Source organism: Achromobacter sp. 1011791174, assembly GCF_059760925.1.
This window is the reverse complement of the sequence record NZ_JCBANH010000041.1, coordinates 1-14,979: the sequence shown is the minus strand read 5'-3', so window position 1 is coordinate 14,979 and position 14,979 is coordinate 1. Positions and strand designations below refer to the sequence as shown.

Here is a 14,979-nt window from a genome sequence, read left to right as displayed (position 1 = left end):
TCGCGTGATCAACAAACCGGCGCCGCGATCTTCGGCGCCGGCGGGCCTCATCCCATCAATAGAGTTTCTGCGTGAAGCCGTCCACCACGATGGCCTGGCCGCTGACGCTGCGCGCCGCCTCGCTGGCGTTGAACAGCACCATGTTGGCGATGTCGCGCGCCGTGACCATGCGGCCCATCGCGGCCTGGTTCTCGTAGAGCGCGGCGATCTCCTCCACCGGCTTGCCCAGCGTCTCGGCCTTCGCGGCGATGACGGCGCGGATGCGCGGCCCTTCCACCGCGCCCGGCAGGATCGCGTTGACGCGGATGCCATGCGGGCCCAGCTCGATGGCCAGCGATTTGGTGAAGCCGATCACCGCCCATTTCGACGCCGAATAGACCGAACGGCCGGCGAAGCCCAGGTGGCCGGCGGCCGAGGACAGGTTGATCATCACGCCGGCCTTGGACGCCTTGAGCAGCGGAATGGCCTGGCGCGCGCACAGGAACTGGCCGGTGATGTTGACGGCCAGCGTGCGGTCCCAGTCGGCCTTGGACAGGGTCTCGACAAAACCGGTGGGACCCGCCACGCCGGCGTTGTTCACCAGCACATCCAGCCCGCCCAGCTCGCGCGCCACGGCCTGGAACAGCGCCGCCACGCTGTCCTCGTCCGACACATCGGCGCGCAGCGCGTGCACGCCAGGCAGCTCGGCGGGCAGCGCGGCCAGCCGGGACTCGTTCACGTCGCAGACGAACACCCGGGCGCCGGCGCGATGGAACACGCGGGCCATCTCCAGGCCCAGCCCGTCGGCGCCCGCGGTGATCAAGACCTTCTTTCCAGCGAAATCGACTTCTTCGAACATGCTAGCTGCCTCCTGGTTCTCACATGGCCTACGCCACTCGGTGATATACGATATATTTTTTCACTACGCGAAAAAGGATTCCGAAATCCAATGGGGACGGGCTTATCCTCAGGCTGAAACAGCCCCCAATCTTGCGCATCGTTGCGCCAGAATCGGCCGCAAAGGCTTTATTCATGCGGCTTGAGGGAAATCCCCGATTCGTCCTCCTGGCACCGCCACTAGAATCCATGGCGAGGTTTCACGACCCGATATCACATATATCATATATTCAAAAGACGGACGCAGCACCGGCCAGTCCGCATCCCATACCGACAAAGGAGCGCAGATGTACAAGTTCAAGAAACTCGTCCTGGCCTTGGGGCTGTGCGGCGCGGTGGCGACCGGAACCGCGGCGGCGGACATGAAGGTGGGGGCCCTCTTCCCATTCAGCGGCGCGCTGGCGCTGCTGGGGCAGGAGAGCTATCGCGGCCTGGAGCTGGCCGTCAACGAGATCAATGCCGCGGGCGGCATCAACGGCGAGAAGATCCAGATCGTCAAGGCCGACGCGGTCGACCCGACCCAGGCCGTGTCCGAAACCAAGCGCCTGATCTCGTCCAACGTGATCGGCGTGTTCGGCAGCTACGCGTCCGGCATTTCCTACGCCGCCTCGCCGGTCACCGAGCTGGCGGGCGTGCCCTACTTCGAGCTGGGCGCCACCGCCCACAAGATCACCACGCGCGGCTACAAGTACCTGTTCCGCAGCAATCCCAACACGGCGCTGTACGGCGTGTCGGTGGTCAACGCCCTGCACGAGACCATCGCGCCGGGCATGGGGCTGAATCCCAAGGACATCAAGATCGGCATCATCCACGAGGACGGCCCCTACGGCACCGACGTGGCCGCCACCGAGAAGAAGCGCGCGCAGGAGCTGGGCTACACGGTGGCCGAAGTGCTGCCCTATTCCGCCAAGACGGTGGACCTGTCCTCGCTCATCCTGCGTCTGAAGGGCGCCAAGGTGGACGTGGTGCTGCAAACGGCCTACCAGAACGACGCCATCCTGTTCTTCAGCCAGGCGCGCGCCGCGGGCTTCAAGCCCAAGGTCGTGATCGGCGCGGGCGGCGGCTATTCGCTGGCCGACACCGCCAAGGCGGTGGGCGCCGACATGAACGGCGTGTTCGACCTGGACTTCCCGCAGTCCTCGATCAATCCGGCCGGCGCGCCGGGGCTGGACAAGTTCCTGGAAGCCTACAAGTCCACCTACAAGAGCGATCCGCAGTCGGGCCACAGCCTGACCAACTACGTGGGCGCCAAGGCCTTCTTCGACGCCATCGCCAAGGCCAAGTCCACCGACAAGGACAAGATCCGCGCCGCGGTGCTGGCCTACAAGGTGCCGGCCGGCCAGACCGCCAACGGCTGGGCCTTCGACTTCGGCGAGGACGGCCAGAACAACGCATCGACCTTCTACGTGATGCAGTGGCAGGACGGCAAGCTGGTCACGATCGCGCCCAGCAACCTCGCCCTCGGCAAGCCGGTATTCAACAAGTAAACGCCGAGCCGGCATCCGGCGCCAGGACCGCCCGCGGGGGCTCCTCGCGCCGGCCGCCGGACACACGCGGCCCCGCCGTCGCCCGGCCGGGGCCGTGCATCGACTAGAGGTTGCATCATGGATATCTTCATACAACTGGTCATCAACGGCCTGTTGCTGGGCGGCGCGTACACCATCATCAGCCTGGGGCTGACGCTGATCTTCGGCGTGGTGCGCGTGGTCAACTTCGCGCACGGCGAGTTCCTGATGGTGGGCATGTACCTGGTCTACCTGATCGCCGCGCAGTTCGGCGTCCATCCCTACCTGGGCCTGGCGCCGGTCGCCGTCATCCTGTTCGCGCTGGGCGCGCTGACGCAGAAGGGCATCATCCAGCCGCTGCTCAACGCCGACCAGCACATCCAGATCTTCGCCACGGTGGGCGTGTCCACCATCCTGCTGAACCTGGCCCTGGTGCTGTTCGGCGCCAACGTGCTGCGCGCGCCGGTGCAGCTGGGCACCAGCGCCATCGACGTGGGCAGCTACTCGATGGTGAGCGGCCAGATCATCACCTTCGTGGTCGGCATCAGCCTGGCGGTGCTGCTGCACCTGTTCATGCACCGCACCTACCTGGGCCGGGCGCTGCGCGCCGTGGCCCAGCACCGCTACGCCGCCACGCTGATGGGCGTGAACGTGAACAACGTCTACGCCATCGCGTTCGGCCTGGGCACGGCCTTCGTCGGCATCGCCGCCGGCCTGCTGGCGCCGCAGTACCCCGTGTTCCCGACCGTGGGCACGTACTTCGTGCTGACGGCCTTCGTAATCGTGGTGCTGGGCGGGCTGGGCAGCCTGTACGGCGCCGTGGCCGGCTCGATGATCATCGGCATCGTCGACACGCTGGCCGGCTACTACGTCGCGCCCGACCTCAAGGAGGTCGTGTATTTCGGGATCTTCCTGCTGATCCTCGTCCTGCGTCCGACCGGCCTGTTCGGCGTCGGCACGGAATGAACGGAACGACAAGGAGAAAAAACATGTTCCCCGATCTACGCAGCCCCAAGGGCTATGTCGGCCTGATCCTGATGCTGGCCATGCTGGCCGCGCCGCTGGCGCTGGGCACGCCGTTCTGGACCAACCTGTTCGTGCTGCTGTTCGTGTTCTCGGCCCTGTCGGTGGCCTGGAACATCGTGGGCGGCTACGCCGGCCAGCTGTCGCTGGGCCACGCCGTGTTCTACGGCATCGGCGGGTACACCGCCACGCTGCTGACGCAGAACTTCGGCATCTCGCCCTGGTTCGGCATGCTCGCCGGCGCCGTGATCTCGGCGGCCGTGGCCGTCGTGATCAGCTATCCCACGCTGCGCCTGCGCGGCCCCTTCTTCGCGCTGGCGACCATCGCCATCCTGGAGGTGGTGCGCCTGCTGGTGATCCACGAGGAAAGCTGGACCGGCGGCTCCAGCGGCATCAGCCTGCCGCTGAACATCGGCTGGACCTGGATCGTGTTCCGCGAGAAGGCCAACTACGTGCTGATCGCCTTCGCGCTATTCGCGCTGGTGACCTGGGTGTCCTGGTACATGCGCAAATCGCGCATCGGCCACTACCTGATCGCCATCCGCGAACGCGAGGACGCGGCGCTGGCCGTGGGCATCCACACCGTGCGCATGAAGATCATCGCCGCCGTGGTGTCGGCCATGCTGACCAGTATCGTCGGCGCCTTCCACATCACCTACCTGACCTTCGTCGACCCCAGCTCGGCCTTCTCGCTGGAGCTGTCGGTGCAGGTGGCCATGTTCGCGCTGATCGGCGGGCTGGGCACGGTGGCCGGCCCCATCGCCGGCACCTTCCTGGTGCTGCCCATCGCCGAACTGGCGCGCGGCTGGCTCAGCAGCGTGGGCAACGGCATGCACGGGCTGATCTACGGCCTGATCCTGGTGGCCGTGGTGCTGACCATCCCGCGCGGGCTGGCCGGCGCGTTCGGCCCGATGATCGAACGCTGGCTGGCGCGCCTGCCCTACCTGGGCGCGCCGCGCCGCCCCGCCACGCCGCCGCAGCAGGCGCGGCCGGCGGGACCGGCGGCCGCCGGCCAGCCGGTGCTCAAGGCCGACAGGCTGTTCAAGAGCTTCGGCGGCCTGCGCGCCACCAACGATGTATCGCTGACGCTGAACCAGAACGAGATCCTGGGCATGATCGGCCCCAACGGCGCGGGCAAGACCACGGTGTTCAACCTGCTGTCCGGCTTCCTGTCGCCGGACCAGGGTTCGGTGTCCATGCTGAACGCGCGCGGCGAGTGGGTCAGCTGCAAGACGCCGGATGCCTTCGCCCACCAGGGCCTGGGCCGCACCTTCCAGATCGCCAAGCCCTTCACCGGCCTGACAGTGCTGGAGAACATCATGCTGGGCGCGTTCATCCGCACGTCCAGCCGCGACGAGGCCGAGCAGATCGCGCTCCGGGTGGCCGAGCAGACCGACCTGACCCGGCACCTGGACACCGAGGCGCGCAACCTGACCGTGGGCGGCATGAAACGCCTGGAAGTGGCGCGCGCGCTGGCGATCCAGCCGCGCATCCTGCTGCTGGACGAGGTGATGGCGGGCCTGAATCCCACCGACATCGAGAAGTCCATCCAGATGATCCGCCGCATCCGCGACTCGGGCGTGTCGGTGCTGCTGATCGAGCACATGATGCAGGCCACCATGGCGCTGTCCGACCGCATCGTGGTGCTGAACGAAGGCGCGGTGCTGGTCAGCGGCGCGCCCAGGGACGTGGTCGAGAACCCCGCCGTCATCGAGGCCTATCTGGGCAAGGAGTATCAGGATGCTTAAGGTTTCGAAACTGTGCTCGGGCTATGGCAAGAGCCAGGTGCTCAACGGCCTGGATTTCGAGGTGCGCGCCGGCGAGATCGTCACGCTGATCGGCGCCAACGGCGCCGGCAAGACCACCACGCTCAAGACGCTGTGCGGCGTGGTCGCGGCCACCGGCGGCAAGGTCGAGTTCGAGGGCCGCGACCTGACCAACCGTCCGCCCTACGACATCGTCGACGCCGGCATCACCATGATTCCGGAGGGCCGCCAGCTGTTCCCGCACTTCACCGTCAAGGACAATCTGCTGATGGGCTCGTACAAGCGCGCCGCGCGTCCCATCGTGCAGCGCAAGCTCGAAGAGGTGTTGCAGATCTTCCCGCGCGTGCGCGAGCGGCTGGCCCAGTACGCCGGCTCGCTGTCCGGCGGAGAGCAGCAGATGGTGGCGATCGCGCGCGGCATGATGGCCGACCCCAAGCTGCTGGTGTTCGACGAGCCCTCGCTGGGCCTGTCGCCACTGCTGGTGCAGCAGATGTTCGACATCATCCGCGACGTCACCGCGCACGGCGTGACCGTGCTGCTGGTGGAGCAGAACGTGTTCCGCACGCTGCGCCTGGCCGATCGTGGCTACGTGCTGGAGAACGGCGCCATCGTGCGCGCCGGCACCGGCGCCGAGCTGCTCGGCGACCCCCATGTCAAGAAGGCCTATCTGGGCCACTGAATATCACGCAAAAGGAAACACGCGCCATGTCATTGCGCTGCGCTTACATCGACCACGGCAAGGGCGGCCCGCCCGACATCCTGCGCCTGGCCGAAAGAGAAATGGAAGCCCCCGCCGGGCGGCAGGTGCTGATCGAAGTGGCCTATGCCGGCGTCAACCGTCCGGATGTGCTGCAGCGGTCCGGCTCCTATCCGCCGCCGCCCGGCGCGTCCCCTCACCTGGGACTGGAAGTGTCCGGCACGGTCATCGCCACCGGCCCGCAGGCCAGCCGCTGGCGGGTCGGCGACCAGGTCTGCGCGTTGACGCCCGGCGGCGGCTACGCGCAATACTGCCTGGCCGACGAACGCCATTGCCTGCCGGTGCCACGCGGCATGGACCTGCTGACCGCCGCCGCCATTCCCGAGAATTACTACACGGTCTGGACCAATGTGTTCGAGCGCGCGCGGCTGGCGGCGGGCGAGCGCTTCCTGGTGCACGGCGGCTCCAGCGGCATCGGCCTGACCGCCATCCAGCTGGCGCGCGCCTTCGGCGCCGAAGTCTGGACCACGGTGGGCAGCGCCGAGAAGGCGGCGGCCTGCATCGAGGCCGGCGCGCGGCACGCGCTGATCTACCGCGACACCGACTACGAGGACGCCATCCGCCAGGCCACCGGCGGCCAGGGCGTGGATGTGATCCTGGACATGGTGGGCGGCGCCTACCTCAACAAGAACATCCGCCTGCTGGCGCTGAACGGCCGGCTGGTGCAGATCGCTTTCCTGGAAGGCAGCAAGGCCGAGATCGACGCGCTGCCCATCATGACCAAGCGCCTGACCGTCACCGGCTCGACGCTGCGGCCGCGCTCGGACGAGGACAAGGGCGAAATCGCCCGCGCGCTGGCCGAACGCGTGCTGCCGCTGATGGAGCAAGGTCAATGCCTGCCGCGCATCCACCAGGTCTTTCCGCTGGCCGAGGCCGCCGGCGCGCACGCGCTGATGGAAAGCAGCCGCCACATCGGCAAGATCATGCTGCAGGTGCGGCCATGAGCGCGGGCACGCATGCGGCCCCGGCATCCGCCACGTCCGGCGCAGCGCGCTTCGCCGGCCAGACCGCCATCGTCACCGGCGCCGTCGGCGGCATCGGCTCGGCCATCGTCGAGGGCCTGCTGGCCGAGGGCGCGCGGGTCGGCCTGATCGACTTCAACGGCCAGGCCGGCGAGACCTGGGCCGGCCAGCTGCGCGGCCAGGGCCGCGCGGTCTGCTTCGCCCAGGCCGACGTGTCGCGCTACGAGGAATGCGAAGCCGCCTACGCCCGCATCAGCGACGCACTCGGCCCGGCCACGATCCTCATCAACAACGTCGGCATCTCGCCCAAGACCGAGGGGCGCGCGCTCAAGGTCTGGGAAATGCCGCCCGCCGAGTGGGACCGCGTGGTGTCGGTGAACCTGAACAGCGCGTTCTACATGACGCGCCTGGCCACGCCGCACATGGTGGCGCAGCGCAAGGGTCGCGTCATCAACATGTCCTCGGTGGCGGGCAAGGCCTATTGCGATATCGTGGCGGCGCACTACGCCGCCACCAAGGCCGCGCTGATCGGCCTGACGCGGCACTGGGCCGCCGAGCTGGGCGAGTACGACGTGACCGTCAACGGCCTGGCGCCGGGACGCATCAGCACGCCGCTGCTCAAGAGCGTGCCGCAGGAGATCAACGACGCCGTGGCCGGCGTGACGGCGCTGCGGCGGCTGGGCACGCCCGAGGAAGTGGCCGACGCCTGCCTGTTCTTCGCCTCCGACCAGGCCCGCTTCGTGACGGGCCAGGTGCTGGACGTGGCGGGCGGCTGGCTGATGACCTGAAAGGTCGAGATCTGAAAAAGTTGGCTGCCTGAAAGTCGATGGCCTGAAGCGCGCGGACGCCGGTCGGAACACCGACCGCGCGTCCCTGCCCAGCATCAGGCCTCGCGACGCAGCACCTGCCCCGGCCGCTCGCCGGTGGTCTTGCCGTCCCGCCATACCGGCCGGCCATTGGTCCACACCGACACGATGCCCGCCGACGGCGCGATCGGCTGCGCGAAGGTGGCGCGATCGGCCACCTGCCCCGCGTCCAGCAGCACCAGATCGGCATGCGCGCCCTCGCGCAGCACGCCCCGGTCCGCCAGTCCGAAGCGCGCGGCGGTCAGGCCGGTCATCTTGTGGATCGCCTTTTCCAGCGGGAACAGGCCCAGGCCGCGCGCGTAGTGTCCCAGCACGCGCGGGAAGCTGCCCCACAGGCGCGGGTGCGGCGTCTCGTCATGAGGCAGTCCGTCGGAACCGACCATGGTTTCATCGAACTGCAGGATGCGCGCCACGTCGTCCTCGTGCATGCGGAAGTAGATGGCGCCGGCCGGCTGCAGGCGGCGCACGGCCTCCTCGACGGGACAGCCCAGCTCGCGCGCGACCTCGTCCAGGTCGCGGCCCGAGAACTGCGGATGGGCCTTGGACCAGGTGACGATGACGCGGGCGGCGCCATCGACCAGCGCCTGCTCCAGGATGGTGGACGAGGCGTTGTACGGATAGCAGTCCAGGCAGACCGGTTGCGTTTTCATCTGCTCGGCGATGCGCGCCAACGTCTGGACCGAGCGTCCATGATTGGCCTGCCCCACCACCTTGTGGTGCGAGATCACCACCGGCACGCCCAGCTCGCGGCCGATGTGGAAGGTCTCCTCCAGGCAGTCCATCACCATGTCGCCCTCGTCGCGCAGGTGCGTGGTGAAGATGCCGCCGTGCGCGCGCAGCGGCCGGCAGACCTCGATCACTTCCTGCGTGCTGGCGGCGCGCGACGGCGCGTAGGCCAGCCCGGTGGACACGCCGATGGCGCCGGCCTCCAGCGCCTCTTCCACCCGCGCGCGCATGACGGCGATCTCGGCCGGGGCGGCCTCGCGTTCCAGGTCAGGCACGGCGGCCACGCGCAGCGTGATGTGGCCCAGCAGCATGGCGCAGTTGGTCGCCGCCGGCTGCTCGCGCAGGGCCTGCAGATAATCGCCGTAGCGTTCGTAGCGGAACCAGCCGCCGTCGCCGTCCAGCAGGTCCAGCGGCGGCACCACGCGCGGCGGGCGCGGCGCCAGCGAGATGCCGCAGTTACCGGCGATCACGGTGGTGACGCCCTGGCTGACCTTGGGCGCCATGGCGCCGTCGGACAGCATGGCGCGGTCGTCATGGGTATGGGCGTCTATGAAGCCCGGCGCCAGCACCAGGCCGCGCGCGTCGACCTCGGCGCGCCCGCGCGCGCCGGCCAGGTCGCCCACGCGGACGATGCGGCCGTCATCGACGGCCACGTCGCCCTCGAAACGCGGCGCGCCCGTGCCGTCGACGATCTCGGCGCCCCGGATCAACAGGTCATGGATGGCGGACATGCGGTTTCCTTGATAGTCATCATTCGAGGCAGTCCCTTGATCGTCGCCATTCGAGGCAGAGTCGCCCCGCTCGGGGCCGCGCGGATCCGGCTCCGCCGGTCCGCTGCGGCGCCCCCTGGGGGAAGCGCGCAGCGCTTCGGGGGGGACCTCACTTCCCGATATTCCAGAACAAAGTGACCGGCGCGTCCAGCACGCCCGACAGCTTCTTGCTGTAGGCCGCCGGAATCTGGAACTGCCCCAGCGGCGCCACCACGCCCTCGTCGATGGCCAGCTTCTGGATCTGCGCGGCGATCTGCTTGCGCTCGGCGATGTCGGCGGCCTTGGCGTATTTCAGGCGCAGGGCCTCGATCTCGGGCACGTCCGGCCAGCCCGCCCAGGCCTTGCGGCCGTTGGCCGCCAGCGTGGTGTTGCCGAACGGATCGCCGCTGGTGGCCAGGATGCTGTAGGTGGAAAAGATGTTCCAGCCGCCGTCGGCCGGCGATTTCTGATTGCCCTGCTGCGACACCACGCTCTGCCAGTCCATGGCCTTCATCACCACCTTGAAGCCGGCCTTGCGCAGCGCCGCGCCCACCACCACCGGCTGCGGCGAGACCATGGCGATGTCGGACGGCTGCAGGATGACCACGGGCGTGCCGTCATAGCCGGCTTCCTTGAGCAGCGCCTGGGCGCGGTCGATGCGCGCCGGCACCACCCAATCCTCGCCGTAGTTGTCGCCCATGGGATTGCCGCAGCCCATCACGGCCGCGCAGGTCCGGTAGTACTTGGGGTTGCCCACCAGCGCCTTGAGCACGTCCTCCTGGCTGACGGCGGCGATGGCCGCCTGTCGCAGCAGCTTGTTGTCGAAGGGCGGGTACAGATGGTTCATGCGGAAGTAGGTCCAGGCCCCCAGCTTGTCCAGCACGCGGACCTGCAGGTTGTCCTGGCCCTCGACCATGGGCAGCAGGTCGAACGGCACCTGCTGCATGAAATCGACCTCGCCGTTCTGCAGCGCGCTGACCGCCGTCATCTGGTCGGGCATGGCCACCCATTCGACCCGCTCCACCTTGACCACCTTGCCGCCCGCCGTCCAGCTGGGCGGCTCGGCGCGCGGCACGTAGTCCTTGTTCTTCTCGTACACCACCTTCAGGCCGGGCTTGAATTCCGAGGCCACGAACTTGAACGGACCCGAGCCGATGAATTCGGTGATGGGCTGGGCGCTGGGCGTGTCGGCGATGCGCTTGGGCATCATGAAGAGCGGACGCGAGCTGAGCTTGGCCAGTCCCTCCAGCAGCAGCGAGGTGGGCTGCTTGAGCACCACGCGGAACTGCTTCGCGTCGACCGCCTCGATGCGGTCGATCAGCGTCATCAGCACCTGCCCGGTGGCGTCGGCGTCGGCCCAGCGCTTGATCGAGGCGATGCAATCCTCCGACGTGACCGGCGCGCCGTCATGCCACTTCAGGCCGTCGCGCAGCGTGAAGACGTAGGTCTTCCTGTCCTCCGACTCGGTCCAGCTGGCCATCTGCGGCTGCACCTTGAAATGCTCGTCGGTGCCCAGCAGCGTGTCGTAGATCATGTAGCCGTGGTCGCGCGTCATGAACGCGGTGGTCATCACCGGGTCCAGCACCCGCAGCCCGGACTGCATCACGGCCGTGACCGTCTGCGCCTGACCTTGCGCGGCCGGCGCCAGCGCCGCCGCCAGGGCCAGCAACAGTGCACCGGCCCCTTGCCGCAAGCGTCGTGTTTTTTTCATGTCGTTCCCCTTGTGTCGTTGGTTGTGCTGCTCGCGGCTACCACTGGAAAAGCGTATCGGATATGGGCGATGGCCGTCCGGCGATGCGGTCGGCCAGCACGCCGGCGCTGCCCGCGGCCAGCGTGAAGCCCAGCGCGCCGTGGCCGGCGTTGATCCACAGCCCGCGCACGGGCGTGCGGCCGATCAGCGGCTTGCCATCGGGCCGCGCCGGCCGCAGGCCGGCCCATGCCTCGGGTTCGCCGGCCGGCGCCAGGCGCGGCAGATAGCGCCGCACCTGCTCCTTGAGCTGATGGATCCGGCCGCCGTCGATGCCCGCGTCACGATCGCCGATGTCGACCATGCCGGCCACGCGCAGCCGGTCGCCCAGGCGCGCGTAGACCACCTTGTTGTGCACGTCGCTCAGGCTGGTGCGCGGCGCGCGGCTGTCCGGTCCCAGCGCATAGGTCAGGCTGTAGCCCTTGAGCGGGTAGATCAGCGGCTGCAGGCCGGCCTGGCGGCACAGCGCCTGCGCGCCCACGCCATTGGCCACGACATAGGCGTCGGCCTGCATCTCGCCCGCGCTGGTTTCCAGCGCCTGGACCGCGCCGCCGCGCAGGCGCAGCCGCCGCACGCGCGTGCCCAGCCGCAGCCGCGCGCCCAGCCCGCGCGCCAGGGACGCGCACAGCGCCTGGCAATCGGCCGCGTCCTCGCTGGGCGTGTAGACGCCGCCGACCACGCGCTGGCCGATATCGGCCAGGGCCGGTTCCAGCGCCAGGCATTCGTCGCGTCCCAGCGCATGCTGCTCGCAGCCCAGGCTGGCCTGGTAACGCATTTGCGCGCGCGCGCCGGCAAAGGCGGCCGCGTCCTGATAGACCAGCAGCTTGCCGCTGGCGCTGAAGTCGCAGGACGACGCGCCGTCTTGCACCAGCGCGCGCGTCAGTCGCCGGCTGTGCAGGCCCAGCTGCAACAGCTCGGCGGTCGTGCGCGCGGCGGTGTCGCGGCGGCAGGCCGCCAGGAAACTCAGGGCCCAGCGCCATTGCGCCGGATCGGCCCGCAGGCGCAGGCGCAGCGGCGCGTCGCGCCGCGTCAACCAGCCCGGCAGTTTGCCCAGCACCGAAGAATCGGCCAGCGGCGCGACGAAGCTGTAGCTCAGCTGCGCGCCATTGGCCTTGCTGGTGCCGACGCCGGCCTGCGCGGCCTCGTCCAGCACGGTGACGTCATGGCCGTCGGCCAGCAGCGCGCGCGCCGTGGTCAGGCCGATGATGCCGGCGCCGATGACGATGATGTTCATCGGACCGCCACCGTCGAGAGGGCGGCGGCGAGCGCCCGCGCATCGAGGGCGACAAGGGCGGCGGCAACGCGAGACCGCGAGCCGAGCGGTTCAGCCATTGCCATCCCGCCCCCGCATCAGCATGAAGTCCTGCGCCGCCCCGCCGCCCGGCCAGGCCTGACCGTCGCGGATCTCGACATACAGTTCAGTGCGCGCATGGCCGATCAAGCGACCATCGCGCCAGATTTCCGTGCCCAGGCAGACCGCCGTGGCGCGCCGGTTCAATCCGGCCAGGCGCGGGTCGGCCGTTTCCAGGCCGATGATGCGCCCCGCCGCGTCCACGGTCACGCGGTCGCAGGTGGAGGCGCGCAAGGGCAGCGCCTGCTCCAGCCGCAACCATTGCAGGACGCCGGCCTGCCCGGCCAGCCTGGCCCAGGCCAGTCCGCCCAGCTCATCGGCCAGCACGCCGCGCGCGTAGATGGAGTTGTGCAGCAGCGCCACGCGGCCCTGCTGTCCCTGGCGCTGGAACGCGCCCAGGTCGTCGCGCCGCGCCGCGCGCGCGCTGTTGCCCAGGCCCAGCCCGTCTTGCGCGTGCAGCGCGATCAGGCCCGCGTCCCATTCGGGATGCGCGGCCAGCACGGCGTCGACCGCCTGTTGCGGCGGCGCGCCCTCGGCCATCAGGTCCAGCGCCATCCGGTTCAGCGGGCGACCATCGGCGCCCGGCTGATTCGGCAGGCGGTGGCCGGTGACCAGGCCCAGGCCGTCGGCGCCGGCCAGGAATTGCGTCAGGGGTTCGGGGCGGTCGGGACCGCTGGAAATGACCGCCGCCACGCGCGCATCGCGCCAGGACGCCGGCAGGTCCAGCGCCGTCACGCCGCCGCGCTGGGTGGTCCGATACTGCAGCCGGCCCTGCTCGTCCAGCACGGCGAACACGACAAAGCCGCCGATGGCGCCGCGTCCCAGCAGTTCGGCGCCCAGCACCGCGTCGAACACCGCCGCGCCGGCCTGCGCGCCCGCCGCCGCCACTCCTATCGTCATATCGCTCCCCGGATAATGTGACCATAAGGTCACAAAATCATGCTAGTGCGGCCGGGAACAAGACGGAAGCTCGGGAAAACCCGTTGCCCGCGAGGCGGCGGGCAAGGCGCGGATGCGGCAGGAATCAGGCGCGTTGCTGACCCAGCCGGTACACCACGGTGTCGAGCCGGCTCACGCCCGCGGCCTGGAACTTGGGTTCCTTGTCCAGGATGTCGCGGCGGTCGATGATGGCGGCCGGCGCCACGCCCTGGAACAGGGCCTGGGCCTCGCTGTCGGCGATGGAAAATGGCGGACCGGCCATTTCTTCCTGCGGGTAGTCCAGCGTGATCAGCAGCCCGCGCCAGGACGGCGACAGCTGGCCGTAGACGTGGCGCACATATGACGCCCGCATGGATTCCGGCAGCGCCACCAGCGCGGCGCGGTCGTAGGCGCCGACGCAATGCGACAGGATCCGGGCATCCAGGTTGTAGATGTCGCCGCAGATGATCTCTATATTGCCCGCCACATAGTGGCGGCCGTAGGACGATTCATGAATCACGGGCCTGAGTTCGTTCTCGGCGAAGAACTGCTCCACCGCGAGCGGCGCCAGCTCCACGCCCAGCACTTCGTGGCCCTGCGCCGCCAGCCACACCATGTCCAGCGACTTGCCGCAGAGCGGCACCAGCACCTTGCCGCCAGCCGGCACGTCCAGCCCCGGCCAGTATTTCTGCAGCAGCGGAGTCACCCGCGTCTGGTGAAAGTGGGTACGCCCTTCGCGCCAGCGCTCCAGCCAGAATTCCGCGTCCATGACTGCCTGCCTCCTCCGGGGTTGGGATTCAAACGGGCCTCGCGGCGATGCGCGGGCCAGACATGGCGGCCATTGTAGTGCGCGGGAAAAAGGGTGACGCGCAGGGTGACGGGCGCACGCCGCGCCGGTATGCTGTAGCCCGCCTCATCCTGTTCCAGGGATACGATGACCGACGCCCAACCGCTGCAGGCCTTGCTCGCGCAGTGCGCCCTCCAGCGCGAATCCGCGCTGGAAGAACTGTACCGCCTTGCGTCCCCGCATCTATATGCGCTCGCCAGACGTATGTTGAGAGACCCGGCCGCGGCCGAGGACGTGCTGCAGGAGTGTTTTCTCTCGATCTGGCGACAGGCCGGACAGTACCGGCCTGACCAAAGCCAGCCCATGACCTGGATGACCCGCATCGTGCGCAACCGCTGCATCGACCGCCTGCGTCGCCCGGGTCTGGAGCTGCCCGACCCGGACGACGCGCTGACGCTGGCCTTCGCCGACGACTCCCCTGGCCCGCTGGCCCGCCTGGCGGCCAGCCGGGAAGGCAACCGCCTGGCCGGCTGCATGGGCGAGCTGGACGGCCCGCAGCGCGTCGCCATCGCGATGGCGTTCTTCGACGACCTGGCGCATCCCGACATCGCGGCGCGCCTGGACGCGCCGCTGGGAACGGTAAAGAGCTGGATACGCCGCGGCCTGCAGCGGCTCAAGAGGTGCATGGAATGAACTACAGCGACCCCGATCTGCAAGACCGCCTGGCCGCGGATTACGTGGCCGGCGTGCTGCGCGCGGGCGCGCGACGCCGGTTCGCAGGCCTGCTGCGCGAGGACGCCGCGCTGCGCCAGCGGGTGCGCGACTGGGAAGAACGGCTGCTGCCGCTGGCCCTGGCCCTGCCGCCGCAAGCCCCGCCCGAGCATGTCTGGACCGCCATCGCGGCCCGCATCCGATCACGGCCGGAATCTGTGCCGCCCGCCCCCGC

At 69.1% G+C, this 14,979-nt stretch carries 13 protein-coding genes and 1 pseudogene; 8 read left to right on the top strand and 6 right to left on the bottom strand.

From position 1 onward, the window contains the following. Positions 1-55: 55 nt before the first annotated feature. Positions 56-838, bottom strand: coding sequence for an SDR family oxidoreductase (locus tag AC6LJ5_RS15825; protein ID WP_103275671.1), 783 nt, complete (start codon positions 836-838; stop codon positions 56-58). A gap of 325 nt (positions 839-1,163) precedes the next feature. Between AC6LJ5_RS15825 and AC6LJ5_RS15820 the strand changes: the two genes are divergently transcribed. The 6 genes from AC6LJ5_RS15820 (at position 1,164) to AC6LJ5_RS15795 (ending at position 7,677) form a co-directional block, all read left to right on the top strand. Continuing rightward, positions 1,164-2,363, top strand: a complete 1,200-nt coding sequence (locus tag AC6LJ5_RS15820; protein ID WP_392409756.1) for an ABC transporter substrate-binding protein — start codon at positions 1,164-1,166, stop codon at positions 2,361-2,363. Between the two features lie 117 nt (positions 2,364-2,480). Then, positions 2,481-3,347 (top strand): branched-chain amino acid ABC transporter permease, encoded by an 867-nt coding sequence (locus AC6LJ5_RS15815; protein WP_103275673.1) that lies wholly within the window; start codon positions 2,481-2,483, stop codon positions 3,345-3,347. Positions 3,348-3,370: 23 nt separating this feature from the next. Beyond that, positions 3,371-5,152, top strand: coding sequence for a branched-chain amino acid ABC transporter ATP-binding protein/permease (locus AC6LJ5_RS15810; protein WP_103275674.1), 1,782 nt, complete (start codon positions 3,371-3,373; stop codon positions 5,150-5,152). Continuing rightward, positions 5,145-5,849 (top strand): ABC transporter ATP-binding protein, encoded by a 705-nt coding sequence (locus AC6LJ5_RS15805; RefSeq protein WP_103275675.1) that lies wholly within the window; start codon positions 5,145-5,147, stop codon positions 5,847-5,849. Before AC6LJ5_RS15810 ends, AC6LJ5_RS15805 begins: the two co-directional genes overlap by 8 nt. A gap of 26 nt (positions 5,850-5,875) precedes the next feature. Beyond that, positions 5,876-6,871, top strand: a complete 996-nt coding sequence (locus AC6LJ5_RS15800) for an NAD(P)H-quinone oxidoreductase (protein WP_392409755.1) — start codon at positions 5,876-5,878, stop codon at positions 6,869-6,871. Then, complete coding sequence (locus AC6LJ5_RS15795) at positions 6,868-7,677, top strand: SDR family oxidoreductase (RefSeq protein ID WP_498140960.1); 810 nt, start codon at positions 6,868-6,870, stop codon at positions 7,675-7,677. Before AC6LJ5_RS15800 ends, AC6LJ5_RS15795 begins: the two co-directional genes overlap by 4 nt. Positions 7,678-7,772: 95 nt before the next feature. On the opposite strand, the gene AC6LJ5_RS15790 is transcribed toward AC6LJ5_RS15795, so the two are convergent. From AC6LJ5_RS15790 to AC6LJ5_RS15770, 5 genes are all read right to left on the bottom strand, one after another. Then, positions 7,773-9,212: an N-acyl-D-amino-acid deacylase family protein gene (locus tag AC6LJ5_RS15790; RefSeq protein WP_103275678.1), complete on the bottom strand. Its 1,440-nt coding sequence runs from the start codon at positions 9,210-9,212 to the stop codon at positions 7,773-7,775. Positions 9,213-9,360: 148 nt separating this feature from the next. Continuing rightward, a complete protein-coding gene (locus tag AC6LJ5_RS15785; RefSeq protein ID WP_498140959.1) occupies positions 9,361-10,941 on the bottom strand; it encodes an ABC transporter substrate-binding protein in 1,581 nt (526 codons plus the stop codon). A 37-nt stretch (positions 10,942-10,978) separates the two neighbouring features. Beyond that, positions 10,979-12,211 carry a D-amino acid dehydrogenase gene (locus AC6LJ5_RS15780; RefSeq protein WP_498140958.1) on the bottom strand — a complete coding sequence of 411 codons (1,233 nt, stop codon included), beginning with the start codon at positions 12,209-12,211 and terminating at the stop codon, positions 10,979-10,981. A 90-nt stretch (positions 12,212-12,301) separates the two neighbouring features. Beyond that, a complete protein-coding gene (locus tag AC6LJ5_RS15775) occupies positions 12,302-13,228 on the bottom strand; it encodes a DUF6963 family protein (protein WP_498140957.1) in 927 nt (308 codons plus the stop codon). 124 nt (positions 13,229-13,352) lie between these two features. Continuing rightward, on the bottom strand, positions 13,353-14,015 hold the full coding sequence (locus AC6LJ5_RS15770; protein WP_103275682.1) for a thiopurine S-methyltransferase: 663 nt from the start codon (positions 14,013-14,015) through the stop codon (positions 13,353-13,355). A gap of 165 nt (positions 14,016-14,180) precedes the next feature. On the opposite strand from AC6LJ5_RS15770, the gene AC6LJ5_RS15765 reads away from it, so the two are divergent. Continuing rightward, the gene (locus tag AC6LJ5_RS15765; protein ID WP_103275683.1) at positions 14,181-14,726 is read left to right on the top strand and encodes an RNA polymerase sigma factor; all 546 of its coding nucleotides are present in this window, start codon (positions 14,181-14,183) and stop codon (positions 14,724-14,726) included. Beyond that, positions 14,723-14,979: pseudogene (locus tag AC6LJ5_RS15760) on the top strand (anti-sigma factor); the annotation flags it as partial. The gene AC6LJ5_RS15765 and the pseudogene AC6LJ5_RS15760, both read left to right, overlap by 4 nt.

Bases quoted from the DNA above. Each gene is read 5' to 3' on its own strand.
- AC6LJ5_RS15825 (WP_103275671.1), bottom strand. From the start codon at position 838: ATGTTCGAAGAAGTCGATTTCGCTGGAAAGAAGGTCTTGATCACCGCG.
- AC6LJ5_RS15820 (WP_392409756.1), top strand. From the start codon at position 1,164: ATGTACAAGTTCAAGAAACTCGTCCTGGCCTTGGGGCTGTGCGGCGCG.
- AC6LJ5_RS15815 (WP_103275673.1), top strand. From the start codon at position 2,481: ATGGATATCTTCATACAACTGGTCATCAACGGCCTGTTGCTGGGCGGC.
- AC6LJ5_RS15810 (WP_103275674.1), top strand. From the start codon at position 3,371: ATGTTCCCCGATCTACGCAGCCCCAAGGGCTATGTCGGCCTGATCCTG.
- AC6LJ5_RS15805 (WP_103275675.1), top strand. From the start codon at position 5,145: ATGCTTAAGGTTTCGAAACTGTGCTCGGGCTATGGCAAGAGCCAGGTG.
- AC6LJ5_RS15800 (WP_392409755.1), top strand. From the start codon at position 5,876: ATGTCATTGCGCTGCGCTTACATCGACCACGGCAAGGGCGGCCCGCCC.
- AC6LJ5_RS15795 (WP_498140960.1), top strand. From the start codon at position 6,868: ATGAGCGCGGGCACGCATGCGGCCCCGGCATCCGCCACGTCCGGCGCA.
- AC6LJ5_RS15790 (WP_103275678.1), bottom strand. From the start codon at position 9,212: ATGTCCGCCATCCATGACCTGTTGATCCGGGGCGCCGAGATCGTCGAC.
- AC6LJ5_RS15785 (WP_498140959.1), bottom strand. From the start codon at position 10,941: ATGAAAAAAACACGACGCTTGCGGCAAGGGGCCGGTGCACTGTTGCTG.
- AC6LJ5_RS15780 (WP_498140958.1), bottom strand. From the start codon at position 12,211: ATGAACATCATCGTCATCGGCGCCGGCATCATCGGCCTGACCACGGCG.
- AC6LJ5_RS15775 (WP_498140957.1), bottom strand. From the start codon at position 13,228: ATGACGATAGGAGTGGCGGCGGCGGGCGCGCAGGCCGGCGCGGCGGTG.
- AC6LJ5_RS15770 (WP_103275682.1), bottom strand. From the start codon at position 14,015: ATGGACGCGGAATTCTGGCTGGAGCGCTGGCGCGAAGGGCGTACCCAC.
- AC6LJ5_RS15765 (WP_103275683.1), top strand. From the start codon at position 14,181: ATGACCGACGCCCAACCGCTGCAGGCCTTGCTCGCGCAGTGCGCCCTC.